This window comes from Streptomyces sp. NPDC002671, from assembly GCF_053592475.1.
In genome coordinates this window covers 83,633-98,724 of the sequence record NZ_JBSFVU010000005.1, presented here as the reverse complement: position 1 = coordinate 98,724, position 15,092 = coordinate 83,633, and the positions used below count along the sequence as shown (strand labels likewise).

The 15,092-nt window shown below is 70.4% G+C and carries 16 protein-coding genes; 6 read left to right on the top strand and 10 right to left on the bottom strand.

Translation table 11 applies throughout. From position 1 onward, the window contains the following. The first annotated feature begins 38 nt into the window (after window positions 1–38). Entirely contained in the window at window positions 39–770 is a 732-nt protein-coding gene (locus ACWD35_RS09205; RefSeq protein WP_451350531.1) for a nucleotidyltransferase family protein, read from the top strand. Between the two features lie 139 nt (window positions 771–909). Here ACWD35_RS09205 and ACWD35_RS09200 read toward each other — a convergent pair whose 3' ends face one another. From ACWD35_RS09200 to ACWD35_RS09170, 7 genes are all read right to left on the bottom strand, one after another. Beyond that, the gene (locus tag ACWD35_RS09200) at window positions 910–2,622 is read right to left on the bottom strand and encodes a DoxX family protein (protein ID WP_451350530.1); all 1,713 of its coding nucleotides are present in this window, start codon (window positions 2,620–2,622) and stop codon (window positions 910–912) included. A gap of 129 nt (window positions 2,623–2,751) precedes the next feature. Next, a complete protein-coding gene (gene rlmB, locus ACWD35_RS09195) occupies window positions 2,752–3,705 on the bottom strand; it encodes a 23S rRNA (guanosine(2251)-2'-O)-methyltransferase RlmB (RefSeq protein ID WP_451350529.1) in 954 nt (317 codons plus the stop codon). A gap of 86 nt (window positions 3,706–3,791) precedes the next feature. Next, window positions 3,792–5,195: a cysteine--tRNA ligase gene (cysS, locus tag ACWD35_RS09190; protein ID WP_451350528.1), complete on the bottom strand. Its 1,404-nt coding sequence runs from the start codon at window positions 5,193–5,195 to the stop codon at window positions 3,792–3,794. A 45-nt stretch (window positions 5,196–5,240) separates the two neighbouring features. Beyond that, window positions 5,241–5,645, bottom strand: coding sequence for a PPOX class F420-dependent oxidoreductase (locus ACWD35_RS09185; protein ID WP_451350527.1), 405 nt, complete (start codon window positions 5,643–5,645; stop codon window positions 5,241–5,243). A gap of 130 nt (window positions 5,646–5,775) precedes the next feature. Next, complete coding sequence (ispF, locus tag ACWD35_RS09180; protein ID WP_451350526.1) at window positions 5,776–6,273, bottom strand: 2-C-methyl-D-erythritol 2,4-cyclodiphosphate synthase; 498 nt, start codon at window positions 6,271–6,273, stop codon at window positions 5,776–5,778. Then, window positions 6,263–7,051 carry a 2-C-methyl-D-erythritol 4-phosphate cytidylyltransferase gene (gene ispD / locus ACWD35_RS09175; RefSeq protein ID WP_451350525.1) on the bottom strand — a complete coding sequence of 263 codons (789 nt, stop codon included), beginning with the start codon at window positions 7,049–7,051 and terminating at the stop codon, window positions 6,263–6,265. Before ispD ends, ispF begins: the two co-directional genes overlap by 11 nt. 365 nt (window positions 7,052–7,416) lie before the next feature. Continuing rightward, a complete protein-coding gene (locus tag ACWD35_RS09170) occupies window positions 7,417–7,899 on the bottom strand; it encodes a CarD family transcriptional regulator (protein WP_003953493.1) in 483 nt (160 codons plus the stop codon). A 635-nt stretch (window positions 7,900–8,534) separates the two neighbouring features. On the opposite strand from ACWD35_RS09170, the gene ACWD35_RS09165 reads away from it, so the two are divergent. Further along, window positions 8,535–9,230 carry a DUF461 domain-containing protein gene (locus ACWD35_RS09165; RefSeq protein ID WP_451350524.1) on the top strand — a complete coding sequence of 232 codons (696 nt, stop codon included), beginning with the start codon at window positions 8,535–8,537 and terminating at the stop codon, window positions 9,228–9,230. Between the two features lie 106 nt (window positions 9,231–9,336). On the opposite strand, the gene ACWD35_RS09160 is transcribed toward ACWD35_RS09165, so the two are convergent. After that, the gene (locus tag ACWD35_RS09160; RefSeq protein WP_010358452.1) at window positions 9,337–10,017 is read right to left on the bottom strand and encodes a response regulator transcription factor; all 681 of its coding nucleotides are present in this window, start codon (window positions 10,015–10,017) and stop codon (window positions 9,337–9,339) included. After that, complete coding sequence (locus tag ACWD35_RS09155) at window positions 10,014–11,273, bottom strand: sensor histidine kinase (protein WP_451350523.1); 1,260 nt, start codon at window positions 11,271–11,273, stop codon at window positions 10,014–10,016. Before ACWD35_RS09155 ends, ACWD35_RS09160 begins: the two co-directional genes overlap by 4 nt. A 231-nt stretch (window positions 11,274–11,504) precedes the next feature. Between ACWD35_RS09155 and phoU the strand changes: the two genes are divergently transcribed. The 4 genes from phoU to ACWD35_RS09135 all read left to right on the top strand — a co-directional run bounded on the left by phoU (window position 11,505) and on the right by ACWD35_RS09135 (window position 13,756). Continuing rightward, window positions 11,505–12,194, top strand: a complete 690-nt coding sequence (phoU, locus tag ACWD35_RS09150; RefSeq protein WP_451350522.1) for a phosphate signaling complex protein PhoU — start codon at window positions 11,505–11,507, stop codon at window positions 12,192–12,194. A gap of 98 nt (window positions 12,195–12,292) precedes the next feature. Next, entirely contained in the window at window positions 12,293–12,448 is a 156-nt protein-coding gene (locus ACWD35_RS09145) for a hypothetical protein (protein ID WP_451350521.1), read from the top strand. A 167-nt stretch (window positions 12,449–12,615) separates the two neighbouring features. Then, complete coding sequence (locus ACWD35_RS09140; protein ID WP_451350520.1) at window positions 12,616–12,864, top strand: SCO4226 family nickel-binding protein; 249 nt, start codon at window positions 12,616–12,618, stop codon at window positions 12,862–12,864. A 106-nt stretch (window positions 12,865–12,970) separates the two neighbouring features. Beyond that, complete coding sequence (locus tag ACWD35_RS09135) at window positions 12,971–13,756, top strand: calcium-binding protein (protein ID WP_451350519.1); 786 nt, start codon at window positions 12,971–12,973, stop codon at window positions 13,754–13,756. On the opposite strand, the gene ACWD35_RS09130 is transcribed toward ACWD35_RS09135, so the two are convergent. Beyond that, the gene (locus ACWD35_RS09130; protein WP_451350518.1) at window positions 13,722–14,666 is read right to left on the bottom strand and encodes a hypothetical protein; all 945 of its coding nucleotides are present in this window, start codon (window positions 14,664–14,666) and stop codon (window positions 13,722–13,724) included. The genes ACWD35_RS09135 and ACWD35_RS09130 overlap by 35 nt on opposite strands. Window positions 14,667–15,092: the final 426 nt, after the last annotated feature.

Here is a 15,092-nt window from a genome sequence, read left to right as displayed (position 1 = left end):
CCGCCGGACCCAGTCTGGGCGCCACGTACAGTGCCGTCATGACCCATCCGAGCGCCGCCCTCCGCCCCACTCAAGCCGTCATCCTGGCCGGTGGCCAGGGCTCACGGCTGCGTCCGTACACCGATGACCGGCCCAAGCCGATGGTCGAGATCCCCGGTACAGGCACGCCGATCATCGGTCACCAGCTGACCTGGCTCGCCGAGGAGGGCGTGACGGACGTGGTGGTCTCCTGCGGCCACCTCGCCGAGGTCCTGCAGAAGTGGCTGGACACGGCCGACCTGCCCGTGTCCGTCACCACCGTGGTGGAGACCGAGCCCCTCGGCCGCGGCGGCGGCCTCAAGTACGCCGCCGCGCATCTTCCCCACCCCGACCGGCCGTGGTTCGCCACCAACGGCGACATCTGGACCCGCTTCTCCCTGCGGGACATGGCCGACTTCCACACCGAGCGGGATGCCGTCGCGACCCTGGCGCTGGCACGTCCGCGGATTCCGTGGGGTGCGGTGAAGACCGACGGCTTCGGGCACATCACCGACTTCATCGAGGCGCCGCCGTCGACGTTCGAGATCAACGCCGGTGTGTACGTCTTCTCGCCCGAGTTCGCCTCGATGCTGCCGGAGCGCGGGGATCACGAGCGGACCACGTTTCCCCGGCTGGCTCGGGAGCGGAAGCTGGCCGGGTTCCCCATTCCGCAGGGGGCTTACTGGCGGGCCATCGACACGGCCAAGGATCTGACGGAAGCGGCCAAGGAATTGACTGCCCTGGGTCGGTGAGCGACGTCAGAAGGGCCCCGTACCTCTCCTGGTACGGGGCCCCTTTGTTTCCTGTTGTCTCCTGGATCAGCTTTGTTTCCTGGATCAGCTTTGTTTCCTGGATCAGCTTTGTTTCCTGGATCAGCTTTGTTTCCTGGGATCAGCCCAGCAGACCGCCCACCAACCCCGGCTGACCCGTGGAGGAGCTGCCGCCGGTGCTGGTCGGGCTGCCGCCCGCGGGGGAGCCGGTGGAGCCGCCTGTGGGGCCTGTCGTGGTGCTGGGGGCGCCGCCGCCGCCGGACGGGGCGGAGTTGCGGCGCGGGATCTGGCCCGTGGTGCCCTGCGTCTGGCTGGGGGGCGTGGTCGTACCGCCGGTGGTGCGGGTCGCACCCGGGGTCGCCGCCGCGCCGGAGGGGCTCGCACCGGCCGTCGTCGCGCCGTCCGTGGGCGAGGCGGGGGCCGACGGGGTACTGCGGTGCCGCTTGCCCGGCTCCTCCGGGAGCGGGGAGCCCGGCAGGTTGTTGCGCGGGGCCTCGCCGGGGCCGGGGACGACCACGCGGCTGGAGTCGCGGACGGCGCCGCCGAGCAGGGAGCCGAGGAGCAGGGTGAGGCCGACCGTGACGGCCGTGATCAGGGCGCCGCGGCGCAGGACGTAGCGGCGCAGCTCCCAGATGTCGGCGCGGGGGCCGAGCCGCCGCCAGGCGCTGCCCGCGAGGCGGCCGTCCACGGAGTAGACGGGGGCGCCCGCGATGATCAGCGGGGACCAGGCAGCGAGGTAGATGATGTCGGGGGCGTCGTACGCCGGGACCGTCTTCCAGCTGACGGTGACGATCAGGGCGGCGGAGAGCAGGGCGCCGAGCACGGCGGCCACGCGCTGCCAGCAGCCGAGGATGGTGAGAACGCCCACGACCACCTGGAGGAAGGCGATCACCAGGCCGGAGCCGACCGGGTGGTGCAGGGCGAACTGGCGCAGCGGCTCGGCGACGTCCCAGGGGTGCAGGGTGTTGAGCCACTTGACCATGGAGCCGCGTTTGCCGCCGTCGAAGTAGACGGGGTCGCAGAGCTTGCCCATGCCGGCGTAGATGGAGATGAAGCCGAGGAAGATGCGCAGCGGGAGGAGGACGACGCCCAGGTTCATGCGGCGCCCGGGGTAGTAGGCGTGCCGGGACGGGTCGTCGCTCTGGCGCCTGGTGTGGCGGGGGGCGCCGGTGTCGCCGGGGTCCGGCGGATAGTCGTCGTACTCGTCGAACTCGTCGTCGCCGTACGGGGGTTCGCCGTAGGGCGGCTCATCGTAGGGCGGTTCGTCGTAGGCGCTGCCGACCGTGCGCATGCGCGGCAGGAGGCGGGTGCCGTCGTCGGGGGCGGTGCGCTGGCGGCCGAGGACCGGGGTCTCGACGCTCTGGTCGAGGTGGCCGTAGGTGTCGGTGTAGCCGGTGTCGGCGTAGCCGGTCCCGACGCGCGGGATGACCCGGGTGGCTCCGGCCTCGGTGGCGGGGTCGTCGGGGTGACGGACGCTGCTGCCCCGCACGGCCTGGAGCAGCCGGTGTGCACCGGTGTCGTCGGGGGCGGACTTGCCGCTCCAGACGACGGGGCGACGGCGGCCGGAGGCGGCGCCCGCCCGGCCCGCGCCGCCCACGACGGGGATGCGCGCGGTGTCCTGGCCGGCGCTCAGGGGCCGGGCGATCCGCGGGTATTGGCTGCGCTTGGCCGAGGCGCCCAGCTGCACGCGGAAGCTGGCGTGATTGACGATGACCTGCGCCGGATCGCTCGGCACCTTCACCATGCTCAGCGCGGGAGCGTCGTCGAGCCCGGACTTGAAGCCCGACGAGCGGTCCCCCGTGGGTGTGCGGGGTGTTCTGGTGTCCACACTCATCTAACCGAGTGATGCGGAGTTAGGACACTGCCGCGGTCCGCCCGGATGTGTCCGGACTCCGTCAAGCTCGCCCCGAACGCCGGTTGGACGCCAGAATTACCCCCTACGGGTGAAGTTGCGGACGCCTGTTCAGGCGCGCCGACTCGCCGCCTCGTACAGCACGATCCCCGCCGCCACACCGGCGTTCAGCGACTCGGCACCACCCGGCATCGGGATGCGCACCCGGAAGTCGCAGGTCTCGCCGACCAGGCGGGACAGGCCCTTGCCCTCGCTGCCGACCACGATGACGACCGGGCCCTCGAGGGCCTCCAGGTCGCCGAGTTCGACCTCGCCGTCGGCGGCCAGGCCGACGATCGTCATCCCGGCCTTCTTGTACGCCTCCAGGGTCCGCGTCAGGTTGGTGGCGCGGGCGACCGGGGTGCGGGCGGCCGCACCGGCGGACGTCTTCCAGGCACCGGCCGTCATACCGGCCGAGCGGCGCTCGGGGACGACGACGCCGTGGCCGCCGAAGGCGGAGACGGAGCGGACGACCGCACCGAGGTTGCGCGGGTCGGTGACGCCGTCGAGCGCGACGATCAGCGGGTCGGCGCCCTCGTCGTAGGCGGCGTCGGCGAGGTCCTCGGGGTGCGCGTACTCGTACGGCGGGACCTGGAGGACCAGGCCCTGGTGGTTGAGGCCGTTCGTCATGCGGTCCAGCTCGGGGCGCGGGGCCTCCATCAGGTTGATGCCACCGCGCTCGGCGGCGAGCTGGAGGGCCTCGCGGACGCGCTCGTCGTTGTCGATGAACTGCTGGACGTAGAGGGTGGAGGCGGGCACGCCCTCGCGCAGTGCCTCGACGACCGGGTTACGGCCGACCACCAGCTCGGACGTCGACCTGCCGCCGCCCCGGCGCTGCTGCGGGCGGCCCTGCGCGCTGCCCTGCGCGCGGCGGACCTTGGCCGCGGCGGCGCGCTGCTTGACGTGACCCTTGCGCATCTCGGCGGGCGGGGTCGGACCCTTGCCCTCCAAGCCCCGGCGCCGCTGGCCGCCACTGCCGACCTGCGCGCCCTTCTTGCCGGACATGCGGCGGTTGTTCGCGGCCATGAGTTACTCGTCTCCGTTGAGCGTCGTACGTACGTGTATGCAGTGTGCCGCCCGGCGGGCCGGGCGGCACAGTCGATCATGCGGGGCTAGCGGGCGCCGAGGGTCCAGCGCGGGCCCTGCGGACCGTCCTCGATGACCAGACCGGACTGGTTCAGCTGATCGCGGATGGCGTCGGCGGTGGCCCAGTCCTTGCGGGCGCGGGCGGACTCGCGCTGGTCCAGGACGAGCCGGACGAGGCTGTCGACCACGCCGTTCAGCTCCTCGCCGCGGCCCGCGTCCTCGCCGGCCCAGTGCGGGTCGAGCGGGTCGAGGCCGAGCACGCCCAGCATGGCCCGCACCTCGGCGAGGCGGGCGACCGCGCCGTCCTTGTCGTCGGCGGCCAGTGCGCTGTTGCCCTGGCGGACGGTGTTGTGCACGACAGCGAGCGCCTGCGGCACACCGAAGTCGTCGTCCATCGCCTCGGCGAAGGCGGACGGGACCTCGGCCGCCGGCTCCACGGTCTTCCCGGCCAGCTCGGTGACGCGCTGCACGAAGCCCTCGATCCGCGCGAACGCGGACTCGGCCTCGCGCAGGGACTCCTCGCTGTACTCGATCATCGAGCGGTAGTGCGGGGCGCCGAGGTAGTAGCGCAGGACGATGGGCCGCCACTGCTTCGTCATCTCGGAGACCAGCACGCTGTTGCCGAGCGACTTGGACATCTTGTCGCCGGCGATGGTGACCCAGGCGTTGTGCAGCCAGTACCGGGCGAACTCGTCGCCGTAGGCCTTGGCCTGGGCGATCTCGTTCTCGTGGTGCGGGAAGATCAGGTCGATGCCGCCGCCGTGGATGTCGAAGGCGGAGCCCAGGTACTTGTGGGCCATCGCCGAGCACTCCAGGTGCCAGCCGGGGCGGCCCTCTCCCCACGGGGTCGGCCAGGTGGGCTCGCCCGGCTTGGCGGACTTCCACATGGCGAAGTCGCGCGGGTCCCGCTTGCCGGTCTCGCCCTCGCCGGAGGGCTGGAGCAGGTTGTCCAGCTCCTGCCGGGACAGCTCCAGGTACTGCGGGAAGGACCGTACGTCGAAGTAGACGTTGCCGTCGGCCTCGTAGGCGTGCCCGCGCTCGATGAGGCCCTGCATCATCTCGACCATCTCGGTGACATGGCCGGTGGCGCGGGGCTCGTAGGTCGGGGGCAGGCAGCCGAGGGCGTCGTAGCCGTCGTTGAACCCGCGCTCGTTCTCGTACCCGATCGACCACCAGGGCCGGTTCTGCTCCTGGGCCTTGGCGATGATCTTGTCGTCGATGTCGGTGACGTTGCGGACGAACGTGACGTCGTAGCCGCGGTACTGGAACCAGCGGCGCATGATGTCGAAGTTCAGATACGAGCGGACGTGCCCGATGTGCGGCGGCGCCTGCACGGTGGCGCCACAGAGGTAGATCGAGACACAGCCCTGCTTGAGCGGGGTGAAGTCACGGATCTGCCGGGCGCTGGTGTCGTACAGGCGAATAGTCACCACTCCAGGGTAGTGGGCGCCGGGTGGTGCCTCGCGCCGCTCGCCTCAGAACATGCCCACGACCTTCTCCGGCGTGATCCTGACGATCACGCGGTCGGCGTCGGCGGCGGAGGCCGGGTTGAACTCCGCGTACTTCTTGCCGGTGTACTTCATCGAGAGTTCGTCGATCAGTTCTCTGGCGCCGGCCGTGCTGACCTCCGCGGTGCCCCGGATCTCGCCGTAGACGTACGGCATCCCGGGGTCCTGGACGACGACGCTCACGCGGGGGTCGCGGTCGAGGTTCTTCTTCTTACGGCGGTCGACGGTGGTGGAGAACAGAATCTGGTCCCCGTCCCGCTTCACCCACACAGGGGACAGCTGCGGACTGCCGTCGGGCTGGATCGTGCCGACCACGATGAAGACGGGACCGTCGAGCAGGGACTTGAGCCGGTCGGACAGGGCGGCGGACATGGGGGTACCTCCGAAGGCCTCGGTCAGCGGTGACTCTGTGATGACTCCGCGGTGACTACGCGGTCACTCTGCGGGTACCCTCGCACGCTCCCAGCCAGCCCGCACCGCGAGCACACTCTGCCCCCCGCCGTCAGCCCGCCCGCACCACCAGTGCCGTAGCCACCGCCATCAGGCCCTCCTCGCGGCCGGGGAAGCCCAGGCCGTCCGTCGTGGCCCCGGAGACCGAGACGGGGGCGCCGGCTGCTTCGGAGAGGAGGTTCTGGGCCTCGTCGCGGCGCTTGCCGATCTTGGGGCGGGGGCCGATCACCTGGACGGCGATGTTGCCGATGGTGAAGCCGGCCTCGCGGACGATGCGGGCGGCCTCCGTCAGCAAGGTGACGCCGGAGGCGCCGGACCACTCGGGGCGGCCGGTGCCGAAGTGCTGCCCGAGGTCACCGAGCCCGGCCGCGGAGAACAGCGCGTTGCAGGCCGCGTGGGCGACGACGTCCGCGTCGGAGTGCCCGGCCAGGCCCGGCCCCTCGCCCTCCCACTTCAGGCCGGCGCACCACAGCTCCCGGCCCTCCTCGAAGGCGTGGATGTCGGTGCCGATGCCGACCTGGGGCAGCAGGGGGAAGCGGTCAGAAGCCATCGTTCAGCCTCCGGCGTGCCAGGACCGCCTCGGCCAGGACCAGGTCGAGTGGCCGGGTGACCTTGAAGGCCTCCTCGTGCCCGGGGACGGCGACGACCGTGAGCCCCAGCTGCTCGACCATGCTCGCGTCGTCCGTGACGTTGTCGGTGACGGTCTCGTGGGCGCGGACCAGGGTCTCCCGGTCGAAGCCCTGCGGCGTCTGCACCGCGCGCAGCCGCGCCCGCTCGGGTGTGGCGACGACCGGCTCGGGGGCCCCGGCCTCGGCCGCGGGCTCGACCTCCTTGACGGTGTCGGCGAGCGGCAGCGCGGGCACGACGGCGGGGGCGCCCTCGCGTACGGCGTCGATGACCGCGTCGACGGTGTCCACGGGGACGAGCGGGCGGGCCGCGTCATGGACGAGGACGATGCCGTACTCGGGCGGCAGGGCGTCCAGGCCGAGCCTGACCGATTCCTGGCGGCTGTCCCCGCCGGGGACGACCAGGAAGTCGGTACTCCCCCAGCTACCGCTGGGGGTGCCCCCAGGCAGAGCATGCGCGTCGAGCAGCGACTTGACCTCGGCGGCGCCGTCGGACGGGGCCACGACGACGACCAGGGAGACATGGCGGGACGCGGCCAGCGCGCGGACCGCGTGGATGAGCATGGGCGTGCCGTTCAGCGGCCGGAGCGCCTTGGGGGCGCCCGGGCCGAGGCGTACACCCCGGCCGGCGGCGGGAATCACGGCGGCGACGCCCGCTGGCGTACGAGCCGGGGCGGGCGTGGGGCGCGAAACGTCAGACATCGGTTCCTGTCAGGTTTGTGTGCTCGACCTAGGTGGGTATGGCCTGGAGGAGTGCCGGGCGCGACGCCTTGACCGGACCCTTCCGTGACCCTGGTCGAGCCATCTGCCCGGGCCCGGCACGTCAAGTATCGGGGGGTTCCTTCCCCCGAGAGGTACGGCAGGTGTTCACCCGCCCGGGTGAACACGACCCGTCTCGGCGGCCGGGGCTCTCCGGAGCGAAACCGGTCCGGCGGGAGCCATCGGGTCCAGGAGCGAAACCGGGGGGAGTATCCGGGGACGAAGATGCCGCAGCGCCCGGCGACAGGTTCAGTGTCATCGGGCACCGCGGCATTTCACAGTGCTGGGCGCGCGTCAGCGACAGCGCGTCAGGAGGCGAGCACCTCGTCGAGCAGGGCCTCGGCCTTGTCCTCGTTCGTGTTCTCCGCGAGAGCCAGCTCGCTCACCAGGATCTGGCGGGCCTTGGCCAGCATGCGCTTCTCACCGGCGGAGAGACCGCGCTCGCGCTCGCGACGCCACAGGTCACGCACGACTTCGGCGACCTTGATGACATCGCCGGAGGCGAGCTTCTCCAGGTTTGCCTTGTAACGACGAGACCAGTTCGTGGGCTCCTCGGCGTACGGCGCGCGCAGCACCTCGAAGACCCGGTCCAGCCCGTCCTGACCGACCACGTCACGCACACCGACGAACTCTGCATTGTCCGCTGGCACACGCACCGTCAGGTCACCCTGGGCGACCTTCAGCACCAAGTAGGTCTTGTCCACGCCTTTGATCTGGCGAGTTTCGATGGCCTCGATCAGCGCGGCCCCGTGATGGGGATAGACCACGGTGTCGCCAACCTTGAACGTCATGTGACAGGTACCCCTTCCGTGGCTATCCAGGGTAACACGGATACGGCGTCTTCTGAATGGCGTTTTCGCAGGTCAGGGCATATCTCGGGGCTTGACAACAGCAACCGGAACGTGCTGCGAGGGCCCTGCGGAGGCGGGAATTCGCAGGTCGGAGGGGCTCTTCGGGCGGGGTGAAACGCGTACGTTACACACTTCCGGCGCTGTCTCCAAGTGGATGAACATCCCGATTTGTCCGCTTCCAAGCGTACGACTTCCGCTACTCCGTTCGGTGACATGAGTCGGGTACGAGACGATTCCGGAATTGATCACAGGCGGCCGGAAGGGCAGCGGCTGATCAATATCCGAGGTGATCCCGCATTCCTTCACCTGAAATTTGCGAGACGTGTTGCGGGGCTGTCCACAGTGGTGTTGCGAGTGCGCTATGGGACCTATGGGAATGGCCGATGACTGCGCCGCCAAAGTGACCGATGAGTCACTTGTGACGCCTGGGGTACCCCCAGCCGGAGGGAAGCGTGAGCCTTGGGGGAGGGTCGGGTGCGGCCCCGAGAGAACGGCTCGGTAACCTAAGGCCGCTGACAGACACTTAGAGCGGCTTTATCCGGAGCCGCCCCTGCGTTCTAGGAGTTGCCGCCGCCGTGAGCAGCAGCCTTCGACGCGGCGCCCTCGCCGCCTCCGCCATCGTCTTCTCGATCGCCTCGCTCGCCGCCTGCGGCGCCGGCTCCGACTCCCAGACGCTGGAGATCAAGCCGGACAACGCGGCGGTCAGCATCGGGAACATCAAGATCCAGAACGCCCTGGTCATCACCCAGCCGGACCTGAAGTCGACCGGCCCGGCCGTGATCTCCGCGACGATCTTCAACAGCGGCAAGGACCCCGAGACCCTCCAGTCGATCAGCGTCGGCTCCACGAGCGCCGAGCTCAAGGCCGCCAAGGGCCAGAGCCTGAGCATCCCGGCGCACGGCTCCCTGATCATCGGCGGCCAGGGCAACGCCTCCGCGGTGCTGGCCAGCGGGCGCGAGGCGGTCCAGGACGGCAACGTCCAGAAGGTCACCTTCACCCTCAGCACCTCGGGCGCGGTGAATCTGCAGGCCTTCGTCGTCCCCGCCACCAGCTACTTCAGCAAGTGGGGCCCGAGCAACATCCCGTCCGCCCCGGCCTCCGCCTCCGCCACCGCCACCGCCTCGGCCACCGGGGCTCCGGGCGCGACCGCGTCCGCCAGCGGCAAGCCGGCGAAGAACGGCAAGAACAGCCCCTCGGCCACCGCGAGCGACAAGGCCGGCACCGGCGCGGTCCCGAGCGGCTCGGCGTCCCAGTCGGCCGCGGGTCACTGAGCCACCGCGGGCACCCAGCATGACGAAGGGCGGCACCCCACACGGGGTGCCGCCCTTCGTCACAGCGCACGTCGGAGTCGTAGGCCTACGGCTCCCGGCTCACGGTTTACGGCTCGAACTTGTAGCCCAGGCCGCGCACCGTCACCAGGTACCGCGGCGCGCCCGGGTCCGGCTCGATCTTGGCGCGGAGGCGCTTGACGTGGACGTCCAGGGTCTTGGTGTCGCCCACGTAGTCGGCGCCCCAGACCCGGTCGATGAGCTGCATGCGGGTGAGGACGCGGCCGGCGTTGCGCAGGAGCATCTCCAGGAGGTCGAACTCCTTCAGCGGGAGGTCGACCTTGGAGCCGCTGACGGTGACCACGTGGCGGTCGACGTCCATGCGGACCGGGCCGGCCTCCAGCGCGGCCGGGGTGACCTCCTCCGGCTCGCCGCGGCGGCGCAGCACCGCGCGGATGCGGGCGACCAGCTCGCGGGAGGAGAAGGGCTTGGTGACGTAGTCGTCGGCTCCTATTTCGAGGCCCACGACCTTGTCGATCTCGCTGTCCTTGGCGGTCACCATGATCACGGGGACGTTGGAGCGGCCACGCAGCTGGCGGCACACCTCCGTGCCGGGCAGCCCCGGCAGCATCAGGTCGAGGAGGACGAGGTCGGCGCCGTTGCGCTCGAACTCGTCGAGTCCGTCGGGGCCGGTCGCCGCCACGGCGACCTCGAAGCCCTCCTTGCGGAGCATGTACGACAGGGCGTCGGAGAAGGACTCCTCGTCCTCGACGACGAGCACTCGGGTCACGGAAGGACCTCCGGGGCGGGAAGCGGTTCGTACGGGGATGAGTCGGAGGGGCCACCGGCCTCGGCCTCGTTGTCGAGGTCGGGGTGCTGCTGAGCGCGGTCACGGGCCGCACCCGCCTCCGGCAGCCTGAGAGTGAACGTGGAGCCCTGACCCTCGGCGCTCCACACCGTGACCTCCCCGCCGTGCGAGGCGGCCACGTGCTTGACGATCGCGAGACCCAGACCGGTGCCTCCGGTGGCCCGGGAGCGCGCCGGGTCGACGCGGTAGAAGCGCTCGAAGACGCGCTCCTTGTCCTTCTCGGAGATGCCGATGCCCTGGTCGGTCACGGCAAGCTCGATCAGGTCGCCGCCGGGTGCGGACACCCGGCGGGCGGCGATGCCGACCCGAGTACGGGCGGGCGAGTAGTTGACCGCGTTCTCGACCAGGTTGCCGAGGGCGGCGGCGAGCTGGCCGCGGTTGCCCCAGACATGCAGGTCGGCGGTGCCGCCGGCGGCCATGGTGATCTGCTTCGTGCCCGCCTGGTGGCGGCAGCGGTCGATGGCCTCGGCGACCAGCTCGTCCACGCGGACGGGCTCGGCGTCCTCCAGCGGGTCGTCGTTCTGGACCCTCGACAGGTCGATCAGTTCCTGGACCAGGTTGGTCAGCCGGGTCGCCTCGATCTGCATGCGGCCCGCGAAGCGCTGTACGGCCTCGGGGTCGTCGGAGGCGTCCATGACGGCCTCGGAGAGCAGCGAGAGCGCGCCGACGGGTGTCTTCAGCTCGTGGCTCACGTTGGCCACGAAGTCACGCCGTACGGCCTCGATCCGGCGGGCCTCGGTGAGGTCCTCGACCAGCAGCAGGACCAGGCGGGAGCCGAGCGGGGCCACGCGTGCGGAGACGGCGAGGGCGTCGCCCCGTCCGGTTCCGCGTCGGGGAAGGTCCAGCTCGACCTGACGTATCTCGCCGTCCCGTCTGGTGTCACGGGCCATCTGGAGCATGGGCTCGATGGAGAGCTTGCCGCCGCGGACCAGCCCGAGGGCGTAGGCGGCGGAGCTGGCCTTGACGACGGCGTCGGCCTCGTCGAGGACGACGGCCGAGGAGCGGAGCACGGACAACACGGTGTCCACGCCGGGCGGGAGTACGGGATCGGTGTGCAATGAGGTCCTGGTCGGTCGCTTCTGGTCGCGTTCGCTCCAGCGGAACGCCAGCATGGCGATGACACCGGTGAGCACCCCGGCGATCGCTGCCGCTGCGGCGACCGCCGCGTTCACGTCCATGCCTCCAGGTTAGGCATGCCCTCAGACATACCCACAGCCATGAAGGGATGACCTCCAACACTCGTCGCCCAGAGTTCACCCAGGAGCCAGTATTGGTTCATTTGGGGTGGAAGAAACGGACGCGTACGGGGCAGAACGTGGGAGCGTGGGGTTCGCACGTCGGTTTCGCCACGGGCACGTGCTGGCACAGCCCCCGGAACCCCCAGGCACAACGTAGGAGAGGGAACCCTGATGCGGGACGCGTACCACGAGGAACTTGACTCGATCAGCGACAGTCTGGTCGAGATGGCCCGGCTGGTCGGGTCGGCGATCGGGCGCGCGACGACCGCCATGCTCGACGCCGACCTGAAGCTGGCCGAGAACGTGATCGAGGCCGACGCGAAGGTCGACGAGCTCCAGCACGACCTGGAGGCGCGGGCGATAGCTTTGCTCGCGCGCCAGCAGCCGGTGGCGACGGACCTCCGTATCGTCGTCACGTCCCTGCGCATGTCCGCCGACCTGGAGCGCTCCGGCGACCTCGCCCAGCACGTGGCGAAGCTGGCCCGGCTGCGCTTCCCGGCGCGCGCGGTCCCGCAGGACCTGCACGCGACGATCCTGGAGATGGGCCAGCTCGCGCAGCGCCTGATGGCGAAGGCCGCCGAGGTGATCATCACGAAGGACGTCGACCTCGCGCTCCAGCTGGAGCAGGACGACGACGAGATGGACCTCCTGCACCGCACCCTCTTCCAGCACCTGATCGACGAGCGCTGGAAGCACGGCATCGAGACGGCGGTGGACGTCACCCTGCTCGGCCGCTACTACGAGCGGTACGCCGACCACGCCGTGGCCGTCGCCAAGCGCGTCGTCTACCTGGTCACGGGCGAGTACGCGGACGAGCTGCAGCAGGACATCCAGCAGGTGACGGGGGGCGAGGGGGCGTAGCCGCGCGGGGGCGCTCCGCCTCGATGCGCCGTTGATGCGCCCATTAGGACGGGCATGCAATGAACAGGGCACTCATGCCCCAGCGTCTAGGAGGGACCATGGCCGAATCCCCCAGCACCACGCCCACTCCCACGCAGGACCGCGAGACCGAACAGCCCGCCGAGATCAGGAGCCTCCCGCTGATCGGCGCGTGCGGCTGCAGCTCGGGCTGCGGCTGCGGCTGCCAGTCGGGCGCGCCCTGCCAGTGCGGCTGAGCGACGCCCTGCGCTGAACGACACCGAGGGGCGGTGGGTGTACCGGTGGTGAACCGGACGCCCACCGCCCCTTCGTCGTATCCCCGCTCCCTTCGTCGTACCGGATGCCCGTCCGGGCGCCGGGGCGCAGCATGGAAGTGAGAAGGAGGAGAAGGAGGTGTGAGGCCATGCCCAAGTTCATGGACGTCCACCACGGGATGCAGGGCATCACGGCTGAGCAACTCAGGCAGGTCCACCGGGCCGACCAAGCCATAGAGAGGGACGAGGGCGTCACCTTCGAGCATGCATGGGCGGACCCGAAGTCCGGCACCGTCTACTGCCTCTCCGAGGCCCCCTCGGCCGACGCGGTCCAGCGCATCCACGAACGTGCCGGGCACCGCGCGGACGAGGTGCACCCCGTCCCGCTCTCGGTCTGACCCGATCCGACTTGGTGACGTTTGATCACGCAGGCGCGCTGGGTAAAGCGATGCCGCCGTTCGGCGGGTACCCCTCGTGGGCTTCATCGCTCCGTGAAGGAGATACATGCGCAAGCGCGCTGCCTTTGCCCTGCTCACCACCGTCACCGCGCTGGCCGGCCTCGCCGTCCCAGGTGCCTACGCGGACGACAACGTCGGCGACATCCAGGTGGACAGCGTCGTCGTCAACGGCGGCAAGAGCATCGTGGTCGACACGGCCGACAAGACGATCACGGTCTCGGTGACGGCCACCGACCCGTCGGGCATCTGGGACGCGGACTTCTCCCTGTGGCGGGGGCCGGACGGCTCCGACCCGTACTACATCGAAGACAAGATCGTGCCGGACCAGACCGATACCCCGGCGGACTGTGTCGCCTCCAGCAGTACGACGTCCACCTGCTCGAAGACCTTCACCTTCGAACCGAACTGGTGGCTCACGAACGCCCACGCCGGCACCTGGAAGGTCCAGGTCCAGGTGGGCGCCAACGACGACAGCCAGACCGACCGGTGGGCCTACACCACCACCCGCCTCCAGCGGCAGGCCAAGCTGACGGTCGACGCCGGTCCGGAGCCGGTCGCCAAGGGCGGCACCCTGACGGTCACCGGCAAGCTCACCCGGGCCAACTGGGACACGCTCGACTACCGGGCCTACACCGGCCAGCCGGTCAGACTCCAGTTCCGCAAGGCCGGTACGACGACGTACACCACCGTCAAGACCGTGAACACCTCCAGCACAGGCACCCTGACGACCACGGTCCCCGCCTCCGTGGACGGCTACTGGCGCTGGAGCTTCGCGGGCAACTCCAGCACCCCGGCGGTCAGCGCGGCCGGCGACTACGTGGACGTGCGCTAGCCCGCTGCGGAAAGTCCACCGGCTGGGTGGTCAGGTACCAGGAGCCCCCGCCGTCGCCGTCGTGGACGATCAGAAAACCAGGGCGGGGCAGACGCAGCGTACGGCGCCCGTCGCCCCAGCCGTGCACGCTGGGCAAGTCGTCGCCGGGGGTGCCCTTGGGCCATGCGGGCCGGCGGCAACGGCAGGCGGAACCGGACCGACCGCACTGGCACACGTAGCTGACCTTCCAGCTGCGGTCGGTCTGGAACTGGACGGTGAGCAGCACCGGGCCTCCGGTGTACCGCAGCACCTCGTCGCCGTGGCCCTGGTGCTCGGGGGCGAGCTCGGTCGCGGCCGACAGCGGAGCGACGCGGATCGACCAACGGTGGCCGTTCCCGCCGTTGGCGGTGATGACGCGCAGGTGGGTGGCGTCCGCGGCCAGGTACCGACGCCCGTGGTGCTCACCGATGACCAGAGCCAGGCTCTCCCCCGTGTCGGTCAGGTCCTCCGTACGGATCACGGTCTGCAGATGGAAGTTGCCGTCGCCGGTGACATCAACCTCCACGAGGGCCGGGCGGCCGGGCTCGGGACGGTCGATGAGCACCTCGGTCTTACCGTCCCCCTCGCCGGTGGACACATGCCGTTCGCCGGTACCGGTGAGCGGCTGGGGACGGACCGGACCGGCGGCCGGCGGCAGGGCGTCGATCGGAACGGGCCGCCCACGGCGCCGGGCGTCGAGCCGGATCACGGCGGCACGGCCGTCCCGCAGAGCGGCCAGCGCATCGGGCTCCGTGCGGGCCGCACTGGCCCGGTCGTACGCCCCCAACGCCGCCCGGTACTCCTTCAGTACGGCGGAGGTGGCATCGGCACCGTCGACCTCGAACTCCAGGCCGGCCACCTCCTCCCCGAAGGAGGTCACCGACTCCACCACGGCCGCAGGCAGTTCCTCCTGAAACCCTCCGGGCGGCAACTCCCGCACGCCATGCAGCCCCGCTGCAACACCCCGGCGACGACACCACAACGGGTACAGTCCGCCCACCCCGAGGCCAACCAGGAAACTCAGCGCATACCCGACCACGCCCGGCATCCTCGCACGGTCACCCGGCACGAAACAGAACCCACCGCTCCTCAACTACGCCATGGTTGAGCAGTCTTTGCACCTTGGTGAACTCCATGCCCTCGCCGCCGACGCCGAGTTGCCGACTGTGTCCGGGGCTGTTCACCTGGGTTCATGCCCATGAGACGTAGCTCGTGCCGCAGCTACGGCGTCGGGCGCCTCGGTCGGGGGTTGCGAGCGCGTCGAGACAGTCCACCGTGATCGTCCCAGCTACTGCCCATGTCGCGCAAATTGTCCATG

Excerpts from the sequence above, each read along its gene's own strand:
- ACWD35_RS09145 (WP_451350521.1), top strand. The coding sequence starts at position 12,293 with ATGGCCGAATCCCCCAGCACCACGCCCACTCCCACGCAGGACCGCGAG.
- ACWD35_RS09135 (WP_451350519.1), top strand. The coding sequence starts at position 12,971 with ATGCGCAAGCGCGCTGCCTTTGCCCTGCTCACCACCGTCACCGCGCTG.
- ispD (WP_451350525.1), bottom strand. The coding sequence starts at position 7,051 with ATGTCTGACGTTTCGCGCCCCACGCCCGCCCCGGCTCGTACGCCAGCG.
- ACWD35_RS09155 (WP_451350523.1), bottom strand. The coding sequence starts at position 11,273 with ATGGACGTGAACGCGGCGGTCGCCGCAGCGGCAGCGATCGCCGGGGTG.
- ACWD35_RS09170 (WP_003953493.1), bottom strand. The coding sequence starts at position 7,899 with ATGACGTTCAAGGTTGGCGACACCGTGGTCTATCCCCATCACGGGGCC.
- ACWD35_RS09185 (WP_451350527.1), bottom strand. The coding sequence starts at position 5,645 with ATGTCCGCCGCCCTGTCCGACCGGCTCAAGTCCCTGCTCGACGGTCCC.
- ACWD35_RS09200 (WP_451350530.1), bottom strand. The coding sequence starts at position 2,622 with ATGAGTGTGGACACCAGAACACCCCGCACACCCACGGGGGACCGCTCG.
- ACWD35_RS09140 (WP_451350520.1), top strand. The coding sequence starts at position 12,616 with ATGCCCAAGTTCATGGACGTCCACCACGGGATGCAGGGCATCACGGCT.
- phoU (WP_451350522.1), top strand. The coding sequence starts at position 11,505 with ATGCGGGACGCGTACCACGAGGAACTTGACTCGATCAGCGACAGTCTG.
- ACWD35_RS09205 (WP_451350531.1), top strand. The coding sequence starts at position 39 with ATGACCCATCCGAGCGCCGCCCTCCGCCCCACTCAAGCCGTCATCCTG.
- rlmB (WP_451350529.1), bottom strand. The coding sequence starts at position 3,705 with ATGGCCGCGAACAACCGCCGCATGTCCGGCAAGAAGGGCGCGCAGGTC.
- ispF (WP_451350526.1), bottom strand. The coding sequence starts at position 6,273 with ATGGCTTCTGACCGCTTCCCCCTGCTGCCCCAGGTCGGCATCGGCACC.